Source organism: Butyricicoccus sp. AM32-19, from assembly GCF_003480365.1.
Taxonomy (GTDB): domain Bacteria; phylum Bacillota; class Clostridia; order Oscillospirales; family Butyricicoccaceae; genus Agathobaculum; species Agathobaculum butyriciproducens.
Genome location: NZ_QUIX01000002.1, coordinates 116199 through 128837, shown reverse-complemented (window position 1 = coordinate 128837; position 12639 = coordinate 116199). Strand labels below are relative to the sequence as shown.

6 protein-coding genes and 1 riboswitch are annotated in these 12639 nt (G+C 59.2%); of the genes, 4 read left to right on the top strand and 2 right to left on the bottom strand.

Annotation, left to right across the window (positions count from 1 at the left end; translation table 11 throughout):
- Positions 1-14 precede the first annotated feature (14 nt).
- Both DW806_RS02625 and ribD read right to left on the bottom strand, forming a co-directional pair.
- A complete protein-coding gene (locus tag DW806_RS02625; protein WP_118729009.1) occupies positions 15-650 on the bottom strand; it encodes a riboflavin synthase in 636 nt (211 codons plus the stop codon).
- Positions 650-1735, bottom strand: a complete 1086-nt coding sequence (ribD, locus tag DW806_RS02620) for a bifunctional diaminohydroxyphosphoribosylaminopyrimidine deaminase/5-amino-6-(5-phosphoribosylamino)uracil reductase RibD (RefSeq protein ID WP_118729008.1) — start codon at positions 1733-1735, stop codon at positions 650-652. The genes DW806_RS02625 and ribD overlap by 1 nt, the downstream gene beginning before the upstream one ends.
- 171 nt (positions 1736-1906) lie before the next feature.
- Positions 1907-2033: riboswitch (FMN riboswitch) on the bottom strand.
- Positions 2034-2321: 288 nt separating this feature from the next.
- Between ribD and DW806_RS02615 the strand changes: the two genes are divergently transcribed.
- The 4 genes from DW806_RS02615 (at position 2322) to DW806_RS02600 (ending at position 12523) form a co-directional block, all read left to right on the top strand.
- Positions 2322-5702, top strand: coding sequence for a PD-(D/E)XK nuclease family protein (locus tag DW806_RS02615; protein ID WP_118729007.1), 3381 nt, complete (start codon positions 2322-2324; stop codon positions 5700-5702).
- The gene (gene addA, locus DW806_RS02610; protein ID WP_118729006.1) at positions 5683-9258 is read left to right on the top strand and encodes a helicase-exonuclease AddAB subunit AddA; all 3576 of its coding nucleotides are present in this window, start codon (positions 5683-5685) and stop codon (positions 9256-9258) included. Before DW806_RS02615 ends, addA begins: the two co-directional genes overlap by 20 nt.
- 378 nt (positions 9259-9636) lie before the next feature.
- Complete coding sequence (locus DW806_RS02605; RefSeq protein ID WP_110436297.1) at positions 9637-11142, top strand: IMP dehydrogenase; 1506 nt, start codon at positions 9637-9639, stop codon at positions 11140-11142.
- Between the two features lie 88 nt (positions 11143-11230).
- Positions 11231-12523, top strand: a complete 1293-nt coding sequence (locus DW806_RS02600) for a chloride channel protein (protein ID WP_243022614.1) — start codon at positions 11231-11233, stop codon at positions 12521-12523.
- The last annotated feature ends 116 nt before the right edge of the window (positions 12524-12639 follow it).

The window sequence follows — 12639 nt, the reverse complement described above, 5'->3', positions numbered from 1 at the left end:
AAAGAAAACCTCCGTTAAAATCCGTGTTGTGCAAGAAAATCCATTGTAATACCGCTGGATTTGTGCGGCGTGAGCATTTTTTCAACGTATTTGCCGATCACATCGCATTCGAGGTTGACCGGCTCGCCCGGCTTTTTGCCGAGCAGAATGGTCTGTGCGCCGGTGTGCGGGATGATGGAGACCGAAAAGTCGGTGTCCGTCACAGCCGCCACGGTAAGGCTGACGCCATCAATGGCGATCGAGCCTTTTTCGACGATGTACCGGAGCAGGGGAGCCGGTGTTTTGATCGTCACCCACACGGCGTTGTCCTCGCGCCGCTGCGAGAGAACCGAGCCGGTGCCGTCGATATGGCCGGATACGATATGACCGCCGAACCGTCCGTCGGCAGGCATCGCGCGCTCCAGATTGACCAGCGAGCCGCTCTGCAGACTGCCGAGCGCGGAACGCCGCAGGCTCTCCGCCATCACGTCGGCGCTGAAGCTGTCATCCGTCAGCGCGACCACGGTCAGACATACGCCGTTCGTGGCAATGCTGTCGCCGATTTTGGTATTTTCCAGCACGGTATCTGCCGCAATCGTCAGCCGAGCGCCCTTTGCGCCGCGCTCGATGCGCCGCACCGTACCGATTTCTTCGATAAGTCCAGTAAACATTACAATCTCCCTTCAAGCAGGAAATCTTCGCCCATCGGCGTGCAGGTCACGTCCTTCAGCGGAAGCGCCTGCACCATCTTGTCAAATCCCAGACCTCCGACCGGACTTTTTGCGCCTGCACCGCCGATGATTTTCGGGGCGATGTACGCCTGCACGCGGTGCACCACACCGGCCTGCAGCGCGGAGAACGCAAGTGCCGAACCGCCTTCAAGCAATATGCCGTCGATGCCGAGTGCGCCGAGCTGGTGCATCAGGTCGGCAAGGTCTACGCGCTCGTCTTTCGTTTTGCATTCGAGAATGTGTACACCGTGCCGTTCCAGTTCAGCGGTGCGCTCATTTCGACCGACGACCGCGATATAGGTCGGGATTTTGTTTGCCGTCTGTACGATTCTGCTGTCGATCGGCGTGCGTGCGCGGCTGTCGCAGATTATGCGGATCGGATCGCGCCCGCCGTCAATGCGGCAGGTGAGCAGCGGATCGTCCTCAAGCACGGTGCCGATGCCGACCATGATGGCGGGCAGCCGGTTGCGCGTTTCGTGTACATTACGGCGGGCGGTCTCGCCGGTAACCCAGCGGCTGTCGCCTGTGTGCGCGGCGATTTTGCCGTCCAGCGTCATCGCGTACTTGAGCGTCACAAACGGCGTTTTGTGCGTGATGTAGTGAAAGAAGACTTCATTCACGCGGCGGCATTCGTCCTCGCACACGCCGGTCTCGACTTCAATGCCTGCGTCGCGCAGGATCTGTGCGCCTTTGCCGGCTACCAGCGGGTTCGGGTCGAGGCAGCCGACGAACACGCGGCCGATCTTGTGCTCGATGACTGCGTCTGTGCACGGCGGCGTGCGTCCCCAGTGGCAGCACGGCTCGAGCGTGACGTACAGGTCTGCGCCTGTGCAGTCCTCGGTGCAGTGCGCGAACGCGTTGCGCTCGGCATGCAGGCCGCCGATGTGCTCGTGCCAGCCTTCACCGATGATTTTTCCGTCCTTGACGATGACGCAGCCGACCATCGGATTCGGATTGACGTGACCGGCTCCGCGCTGGGCCAGCGCCAACGCCTGACGCATATATTCCTGTTTTTGCTCCTGCATAGAATCACCTGATATAATAATTCTGTAGAAAATTTCACGATAGTTTGGCGACAGCCAAAAAAACGTCCCAAAGACAGAATCTTCGGGACGCTGAAAAAAGCATTGTGAAAATAAAAAGTCTGAAACACCGAATCGGCATTTCAGAACAGCAAACAACGGAAAATCTTTCCGCGCATTCTTCTTTTATCCAGACTATACTGTCGGCCTCGGAATTTCACCGAATCATGCTTCCGCCGAATGGCATCCGCTCGCGGGCTGTACCGCCGGTAGGGAATTGCACCCTGCCCTGAAGAATCAAATATTTGGTTTTGCGGGGCAGAGCCTTTATTGTTCCGCCTGAGGAAAGTATAGTCCCAAGCGGAGAAAAATGCAAGAGTTTTTTGAAAAAATAATTTTACAGAATATGTGAATGCAAACAAAACGCTGTAAAAGTTCGAAAAAGACTGGAAAATACGCTGATAACGCACAGAAAATATAAAATGACCATACGGTTGTTATTGATAATTTTCCGTTTTCCATTACCAATTTTCAATTTGCTCCGGTTGTGCTATAATCAAATAGCTATGAAACGAAAGGAGAGTGTGCCATGCGGATCTGGACCGGACGAGCGGGAAGCGGCAAGACAACGGCCATCCTGCGGGAGATCGCGGCGCTGAGTGAAAGGGGAGAGGGACGGCAGATTCTGCTCGTGCCCGAGCTGAACTCGCACCTGATGGAGCGGCGGCTTGCCGCAGCCACGCACAACCACGGCGCACGCACGGCCGAGGTGCTGACGTTCTCGCGATTGGCTGACCGTGTGTTCTCTGAGGTCGGCGGACTGGCACAGCAGATGCTGACGCCGGCAGGTCAGCTTTTGACCTTGCAGGAGGCGGCACGCCGTGTGCAGGGGGGGCTGAGTGCGTGGAAGGGTCTGGCAGACAAGCCGGAGCTGCTGCAGGAGGCGCTGCGGCTGATCGACGAGTGCAAAACCTGTGCGGTCGCGCCGGAGACGCTGTTTGCGGCTGCCGAGGAGAGTGAGGACGCGGTACTTGCAGAAAAATTGTCCGATCTTGCACAGATTTTAACAGCTTATGAGCGTCTGTGCGAGGAGTCCCTGCCCGACCCGAGAGACCGCCTGACACATCTGCGCGACCGCCTGGCAGAAAGCCACACGTTGGACGGTGCAGCGGTCTATCTGGATGGTTTTCTCGGCTTTACCGTGCAGGAAAGTGCAGTAGTTGATGCCATGCTGGCGGCGGGTGTGCCGCTCGCTGCAGCGGTAACCTGCGATACGGATTACCCGGAGATTTTCCTTACCGGCTGTAAAACAGTGCAGAAATTAACCCGAATGGCAAAGCATCATAACCAGACGGTCGAGCGCATCGAACTGGGCGAAAGCAAGGTGGCCCGACCGGCGGGACTGGCTGCGCTCGAGCGCGAAAGCCTGCTGCCGGTGCGCACCCCGCAGGAGAGCGCGGCCGGCGTTCGTTTGTACGAGGCGGCTTCGCCGTTTGACGAGTGCGAGCACGCGGCGGCTTACATTCGGCGCAAGGTGCGGGACGAAGGCGCGCGCTGCCGCGATTTTGTGGTTGCGGCACGTGATATCGAGCCGTACAGTGCGTTCCTTGCAATGGCGATGGCGCGGTACGACATTCCGGTGTTCCTCGCGGAAAAGCCGGATCTGCTGTCTCGTCCGCCGATGGCGCTGGTCACGAATGCACTCGAGGCGGTACGAAATCACTTCCGATATGAAGATCTGTTCTCCTGTCTCAAGACCGGACTTGCGGGCTTGGATTGGGACGAAATTGATAAATTAGAGAACTATGTGCTCACCTGGAACATCCGCGGCGGAGCATGGGAACGCGAGTGGACCGAGCATCCGGACGGCTATGGTCTGTCCATCGACGAGAATGCGAAGGCGCAGCTTGCCGAACTGAACACACTCCGCAAACGGGCAATCGCGCCGTTCTCCGCACTGCGCGAGGCACTTGCAGGTGAGCAGCCTGCAGGTGACTGCGTGCGTGCGCTCTATGCATTCCTTCTCGCGGTGGATGCGCCGCAGCGCATGACCGACCGCGCCGCCGGACACGAGCAGGCGGGCCGTCTGCAGCTGGCCGACGAGTACCGCCAGCTGTGGGAAATCCTGGTTTCTGCGATGGAGCAGTTTGCATGGGTGTGCGGTGATATGCCGCTGACGCTCGACCGTTTCGCGCAGCTGTTCCGGCTGGTGCTCGGCGAGTACGATGTGGGTACGATTCCGGTTTCGCTCGACCGCGTGACCTGCGGCAACATCGAGCGTGCGTGTACGGAAAATGCGAAATATGTCATCCTGCTGGGCGTTAACGACGGCCTGATACCGAAAACCCCGTCCTCGACTTCGCTGCTGAGTGACATGGACCGCGACAAAATGGATGCGCTCGGCGTGGAACTCAAAGCCTACGGCGAGGAACGCCTGCTGATGGAGCAGGAAACGCTCTATCGGGCACTCGCGTGCCCGACAGACGAGTTGCTGCTGACGTATCACACCATCGACGCAGGCGGCGGTGAAACGCGGCCGTCCTACTTCGTGAACACAGTGCGGGAGCTGCTGCCGGATGTGCCGTTTTCCACCCATCGGACGGAGACCGTGCGCGACCGCCTGCAGGCGGAACGACCGGCGGTCGAACTTGCGTGTGCGTATCTTTCGGGCGACCGGACAGCCGCCGTGCGGGCCGCCTATGACTACTATAAGGATGATGAGCGAGTCAAAAACGCGCAGGCACAGCGGCGCGGCAGAGGCCCGCTGAGCAGTCCGCACACGATTGATGGATTGTACGGAAAAAGCCTCAATCTGACCGCTTCGCGCGTGGATACGTTCTATTCCTGCCGGTTTGCGTTCTTTATGCAGTACGGTTTGAAGGCCAAGCCGCGCCGCGTGGCGAGGTTTGATGCGCTCTCGACCGGCACGTTCATCCACTATGTGCTCGAGCATGCGCTGGATACCCTTGGAAAGTGCGAGGGCGGCGCCGCCCATGTCGATCAGCCGACCGTGCGGAAAGCCTGCCGTGAAGCGGTACGGCAGTATGTCGCGGAGGAACTGGGCGGCTTGGAGAACAAAACCGCGCGTTTCCAGTACCTGTTCCGCCGACTGGTGCGCGCCGTGGAGCAGATCCTCGACAACGTGATCGAAGAACTGCGCGTATCCGACTTTGCGCCGATCGACTATGAGCTGGACTTCTCGCGCAGCGGCGACCTGCCGCCCGTGCAGTGTGAGGACGGCGATGTGTCGGTTTCACTTTCCGGCAAGGTGGACCGCGTGGACGGCTACATCAAAAACGGCCGTCTCTATCTGCGCGTTATGGACTATAAAAGCGGCAAAAAGTCATTTTCGCTGTCCGACATCTGGTACGGACTCAACATGCAGCTTATCATCTATCTGTACGCGCTGCAGCAGGAGGGCCTTGACCGTTATCGTGCCCGCCTGACTGCCGAGCTGAACGAAATCGTACCGGCGGGCGTGCTGTACGTTCCGGTACGCGATGAGCTGCCGGATGCGGCGCGCGACACGGACGAGGACGGGCTGCGCATCCTGCGCGATAAGGCGCTGCGGCGTTCGGGTCTGCTGAGCGACGATATGTCGCTGCTCGAGGCGATGGAGCACGGTCTGGAAGGTGACGGACGGTTTATTCCGGTCTCTATCAAGACCAGGAAGGGCGAGGACGAGCCGACGCTTGCCGCCAAGTCTGCGGTAGCCGATCTGGCGAAATTCGGCAGACTGGCACGCTACACGCAGAAAAAGCTACTCGAAATGGGACAGGCTCTGCGAAACGGCAGCATTGAAGCCAACCCGCGCAAGACCGACCGCAGCTACTGCGAATGGTGTGATTTCCGGGCAGCCTGCCGGTTCGATGAGACCGCCGGAGACAAGGTGCGCTGGCTGAAAAACATCAAGGACAAGGAATTCTGGGAGCAGTTAGGAGGGGACGACAATGCCGAAGTGGACACCTGATCAGCAGACCGCGATCGACGATCGCGGCGGTGCACTGCTGGTTTCGGCGGCAGCCGGCTCGGGCAAGACGGCCGTACTGACCGAGCGTGTGCTCCGGCGGCTGACGGACGAGAACGATCCGGTCGATATCGACCGCCTGCTGCTGGTTACCTTTACCAGCGCAGCGGCAGCCGAAATGCGTGAGCGAATCGGTGCGGCCCTTGGTGCGGCTGTAGCCGCAAACCCGCGGGATACCCGTCTGCGGCGGCAGCTGTTCCTCGTGCACCGCGCGAAAATCACGACCGTGCACGCGCTGTGTCTGTCGCTCGCGCGCGAGCAGGCGGCAGTGCTCGGTATTGCACCCGACTTCCGCCTGATGGACGAAAACGAGGGCAAGCTGCTTCGCGCCGAGGTGCTCGAAGAAGTGCTCGACACGGCCTACGAGCAGGCGGATGAGAAGTTTTTCGCGCTCTGCGACCTGCTGACGGCGGGGCGCGACGATAAAAAGCTGGGCGAGGTCATTCTCGGCACCTACGAGAAGATTCAGGCGCATCCTGATCCGCGGGCGTTCCTCGAGGATGTGCGCGCCGGATTGTACACGCGCGGCATGGACACGCCGCACGGCCGTGTTCTGCGCGAGCAGGCGAAGTCGGCGGCACAGCACGGTGCGGCATTTCTGCACATGGCTGTGGATGAATTGACCGGCATTGATGAGCTGGCGGACAACTATCTGCCCGCGCTGACGAGCGACTTAAATCAGGCCGAGCATCTGCTGGACGCACTGTTTGGCGGCAGCTGGGATGACTGCGTGAAGGCTGCCCGGTCGATTTCGTTTGACCGACTGAAGGCCGCGAGAAAATTTGAGGACAAGGCGTTCCTCGAGCAGATCAAGGCCATGCGCGAGGAGTGGAAGGGCGTTGCCAATAACATTCGGGAGAAATGGCTGACCGTCACCGCAGAAGAAGCGGAGTACGACCGCGGCCTGACAGCCCCCGCGCTGTTCGCACTCATTGACATGGTAAACGCCTTTGACGATGCCTTTACGGCAGCGAAACGTGCGAGAAATGCTGCGGATTTCAACGATTTGGAGCACTTTGCCGTGCGTCTGCTGTACACAGACGGCAGGCCGTCTGCACTGGCGAAAACCATGTCCGAGCAGTTCACCGAAATTGCGGTGGACGAGTATCAGGACACCAACGCCGTGCAGGATGCCATCTTCCGTGCACTCTCCAGAGACGAGACCAACCTGTTCATGGTCGGTGACGTCAAGCAGAGCATTTACGGCTTTCGACTGGCTGACCCGTCCATTTTCCTTGAGAAATACCGCAGCTTCGGTGAGGTGGCAGACGCCGCTGACGGGCAGCCGCGCCGTGTCGTGCTCGGGCAGAATTTCCGTTCACGAGCGGCCGTGCTGGACGCGTGCAACTATCTGTTTGCCGCCGTCATGGGCGAGACCGTGGGCGATCTCGTGTACACGGACAAGGAGGCGCTGCACCTCGGCGCGGACTACTATCCGGAGTCCGGAAATGCGCGGTACAAGACCGAAGTCCTGCTCGTGGACGCGGACGGACTCGGCGAGGACGATGATGCGCCGGACAAGACCGAACTCGAAGCACGGCTTGCCGCGAAGCGCATTCGTGCGCTGCTCGATGAAGGCTTTCCGGTGACGGATAAGCAGACCGGAAGGCTGCGTCCGGTCACGCCGGGTGACATCGTAATCCTGCTGCGCTCGCCCAGAAGCAAGGCGCCGACCTACATTGCGGAGCTGGAGCGTATCGGCGTAACAGCCAGCGCCGAGCAGCGCGGCGGCCTGCTGGAGACTGCCGAGGTCGGCACAATGGTGTCGCTGCTCAGCGTCATTGACAATCCGAGGCAGGACGTTGACCTTATCGGTGTGATGCGCTCGCCGCTGTTCGGCTTCACCGAGCAGGAACTGGCAGATATTCGCCTTGTGGATCGCAAGATCAGCTATTATGACGCGCTTTTGCAGTCGAGAACGGATTTCCCGAAGGTGGAAACCTTTCTGCAGCGGCTGGACTTTCTGCGCACTTTTGCGTGCGATCAGCCGGTGTACCGCCTGCTGTGGGAGATTTACGATCAGACCGGTGCACTCGGCCTGTACGGCGCGCTGCCGAACGGCGCACAGCGCCAGAGCAACCTGCTGACATTCTTCGAGCGGGCGCGCTCGTTTGAGGGACAGGGCTTCCGCGGCCTGTTTGACTTTGTGCGCCTGCTGCGCGGCATGCTCGAACAGGGCGAGGATTTCCAGACGGTCGGCGCCGAGGCCACCGGCGGTGCGGTCCGCATTCTGTCCATCCACAAGTCCAAGGGACTGGAATTTCCGGTTGTTATCGTGGCGGACTGCGCCAAGCAGTTCAACGACAGCGACCTCAAGGAGCCGGTGCTCGTGCACCAGAACCTCGGCTTCGGCAGCAAGTGCCGCGACCGTGACCGCGGTGTGCAGTACGACACCGCCGAGCGCATTGCGGTCTCGGTGCAGATGCGCCGCGAGATGATATCCGAAGAGCTGCGCGTATTATATGTAGCGATGACGCGCGCCAAGGAAAAACTGATTCTGACGGCAGCCACCGGCAGCCTGCGGAATTCGCTGAAAAAATGGTCGCTGCTGGCATCGCTCGATGAGCTGCCGCAGTACGCCATGGGCGCGGCGCGCACGCCGCTTGCGTGGATTCTGACACCGCTGCTGCGGCATCCGTGCGCGCGTGCGTTCCGCGAGGAGTATGCGCCTGAGGTGCCCGAGCACGGCACGGACAATGACGCATTCACGCTCAAGGTGTATTATCCGAGCGACCTGCAGCCGCAGGAAACTGAAATCCTGCGTTTCGAGGACAGGGAGACCGGCGACTGCACCGTGCAGCCGCACTTCGACTACCCGCATGCTTACCTCGCGGATCTGCCGAGCAAGCTGACCGCCACCGGTGTCGGCCGCGGCTACCGCGCAGACGAGGCCGCCGAGCAGACACCGCCTCCGCGGAAGGAGGTGCAGCTGCGCGCGCCGCTGTTCGAGCAGGGAGAAAAAAAGCTGACGCCTGCCGAGATTGGCACAGCACACCACCTGTTCATGCAGTTCTGCGACTTTGACGCCGCCTGTGCGCCGAACGGCGTGGAAAACGAGCTGAACCGTCTGGCGGAAAAGAAGATTTTGTCCACAGAACAGGCGCATGCTGTGGATAAACGCAAGATCGAACGGTTTTTCGCCTCCGATCTGTACAAAACCTTTATGGCGGAAAATAGGATGCGGCGTGAGTTCAAGTTCTCCGTGCTCGTTCCGGCGCAAGCGTATTTTCCGGTTGCGGCAGACGTACCCGAGGAAAATGTGCTCCTGCAGGGCGTTATCGACTGCCTGATCGAAACCAGGGACGGTTTTGTTATCCTTGACTTCAAGACCGATCGCATCAAGAAGGGCGGTGCGGTCGAGAGAGCTGAGCAGTACCGTCCGCAGCTGGCCGCCTACGCGCGTGCCGTGCATGAGATTTACGGCAGACCGGTCCGCGCCTGCGTGCTGTACTTTTTCCACACCGGCGATACCGAATGGGTGTCGCTTGACGAGGACTGACAGCATTTGACTGCCCGGCAGTTAAGAGCGTGTTAAGATTCATTTGCATGCATTGACATTGCGGCCGCACGATGGTAAATTGAGTACAACAAAAGCGAAGGGGCACCGGAAAAATACCGGACGGCTCCGCAGAACCTCAATACGCCACCATCATTCATTCCTCATTTCCAAATGAAAAATCCGCAGACGGGAACGTCTGCGGATTTTTCTATCTGTCAGAGGCTGGTTTCGCGACAGCCGTTTGCACGGATTGCATAACACGCATGCGGCAAAAATCGTGAAAAACCGTCATATGCCCGCTTTACTTTACAGGGCAAAAAGGATATAATAAACTTAACTATCAAAAACGACCTATTTGGAGAAAAGGAGAACGACGAAATGGCGTATTATTTCAGTGAACCTTCGCATACCTTTAACGAATATCTGCTGGTACCGGGGTATTCCTCTGCGGAGTGCATGCCGGCGAACGTAAGCCTGCGCACACCAATCGTTAAGTACAAAAAGGGCGAGGAATCCGCGCTGTATGCCAACATTCCGATGGTTTCCGCAATCATGCAGGCGGTATCGGATGATCGTATGGCGATCGCACTGGCGCAGGAGGGCGGTATCTCCTTTATCTTCGGTTCGCAGTCGATCGAGAGTGAGGCTGCCATGGTTTCCCGCGTAAAGAGCTACAAGGCAGGCTTCATCGTATCCGACTCCAACGTAAAGCCGGACACCACCCTTGAGGAGGTTCTCAAGCTGAAGGAGCGCACCGGTCACTCCACCATGGCTGTTACCGATGACGGCACCGCGAACGGCAAGCTGCTCGGCATTGTCACCAGCCGCGACTACCGCGTTTCCCGCATGGAGCGCAGCGTTAAGGTTGAGGAGTTCATGACTCCGTTTGACAAGCTGATCACCGCTCCGGCAGATACCAGCCTCAAGATCGCAAACGACATCATCTGGGACAACAAGCTGAACTCTCTGCCGCTGGTAGACGACAAGCAGCATCTGGTTTATATGGTATTCCGCAAGGACTACGACAGCCACAAGGCAAACTCTCTTGAGCTGCTCGATGAGCACAAGCGTTATGTAGTCGGCGCAGGCATCAACACCCGCGACTATGCAGAGCGTGTTCCGGCACTGGTTGAGGCGGGCGCAGACGTTCTCTGCATTGACTCCTCCGAGGGCTTCTCCGAGTGGCAGAGCCGCACCCTGTCCTGGGTACGCGCAAAGTACGGCGACAGTGTAAAGGTCGGCGCGGGCAACGTTGTTGACCGTGAGGGCTTCCGTTTCCTCGCTGAGGCCGGCGCGGACTTCATCAAGGTCGGCATCGGCGGCGGCTCCATCTGCATCACCCGTGAGCAGAAGGGCATCGGCCGCGGTCAGGCTACCGCGCTGATCGAGGTCGCAGCCGCTCGTGACGAGTATTTCGAGGAGACCGGCATCTACATTCCGATCTGCTCGGACGGCGGTATCGTTCACGACTACCACTGCACGCTGGCGCTGGCTATGGGCGCTGACTTCCTCATGCTCGGCCGCTACTTCTCTCGTTTTGACGAGTCCCCGACGAACAAGGTCAACATCAACGGCAGCTACATGAAGGAATACTGGGGCGAGGGTTCTGCTCGTGCCCGCAACTGGCAGCGCTACGACATGGGCGGCGACAAGAAGCTGTCCTTCGAGGAAGGCGTTGACTCCTACGTTCCGTACGCAGGCTCGCTGAAGGACAACCTCGGCCTGACCCTGAGCAAGGTTCGTTCCACCATGTGCAACTGTGGCTCTCTGTCCATTCCGGAGTTCCAGAAGAAGGCAAAGATCACGCTGGTATCCGCAACCTCGATCGTCGAGGGCGGCGCACATGATGTTGTGCTCAAGGAAACCTCATCTACGAGCAAATAAGCATAGTTTACTCACAAATTGCCCCACAGGTTATCTCTGCGGGGCAATTCTTATCGGAAATGAGATTGCGTGAAGGGGGAGGGGCGCTATGCCTCAGAATAACAAGCCGGGACGCCGTCTGCTGCGGCAGCTGTACGGCTCGTGGTACCGCATGCGGCATAATATCAGCATTTTTGCGAGATGGTGCCTGTTTGCGGTAATCATCGGCGTGGTCGTCGGCGCGGTCGGCGCGGCGTTTGAGCACGCGCTTGAATGGGCGACCGAAACCCGGCAGGAGCAGAGCTGGACACTGTATTTTCTGCCGCTGGTCGGTGTTTTCATCGCGTTCTGGTACAGTAAAATGGATATGCCGCTTGAGCGCGGCACTAACTTTATCCTGACCTCGGTGCGGCAGGATCATCCGGTGCGGCTGCGGCTTGCGCCGAGCATCTTCATCACCTCGGTGCTGACCCACCTGTGCGGCGGCTCTGCCGGACGAGAAGGTGCGGCGCTGCAGCTCGGCGGTGCGATTTCGGGCAATATCGGACATCTGATGCACCTGGACGACAAGGATTCCCGCACGATCACCATGTGCGGCATGGCAGCGTGCTTTTCGGCGCTGTTCGGCACACCGCTTGCGGCGAGCGTGTTCGCAATGGAGGTTATCAGCGTGGGCGTGATGTACTACGCGGCGCTGTTTCCGTCCATCCTCGCGAGCGTGATCGCGCATCAGGTAGCGCTGCAGCTTGGCGGCGGCACGACTGCGTTTACGCTCTCCGGTGTGCCGGAAAATACGGATGTGCTGCTCATTGTAAAGCTGGTGGCGTTCGGCGTGGTCTGCGCCGGACTGAGTGCGCTCGTGTGCGTCATCTTCCATAAAATCGGTCATCTGTTCAAGCATTTTCTGCCGAACCAGTACGCCTGCATTGCGGTTGGCGGCGCGGTCGTGGTGCTCATCAGCCTGCTGCTCGGCACCCGAGACTACAACGGTGCAGGCATGCAGGTCATTGAACGCGCGATTGCCGGTCATGCGGCCTACGAGGCGTTTTTCCTCAAGCTGGTGCTGACGGCCATCACCATCGGCGTCGGCTATAAAGGCGGTGAGATCGTGCCCGTGCTGTTCATCGGCGCGACCTTCGGCGCCGCCTACGGCGGATTTTTCGGTCTGGCTCCATCCTTTGCGGCCGGTCTCGGTATGACGGCCGTGTTCTGCGGCGTGACAAATTCGCCGCTTACATCCATCCTGCTGGCGTATGAGCTGTTCGGCGGTCAGAGCCTTGCGCTGTTCGCGCTGGTCATCGCCATCTCGTATATGCTCTCCGGCTACTACGGCCTGTACAGTGAGCAGAAAATCATCTATTCCAAGCTCCAGCCGAGATATATCGACCGAAAAACCAAATAACCAACCATCCGTAGGGCGCGACGACTCGGCGCGCCGTGTAAATCATGTGCAGTTGCTGAAAAGGCGGCGTGCCGAGGTCGTCACGCCCTACGATATACGTTCTCGAAAGGAACAAA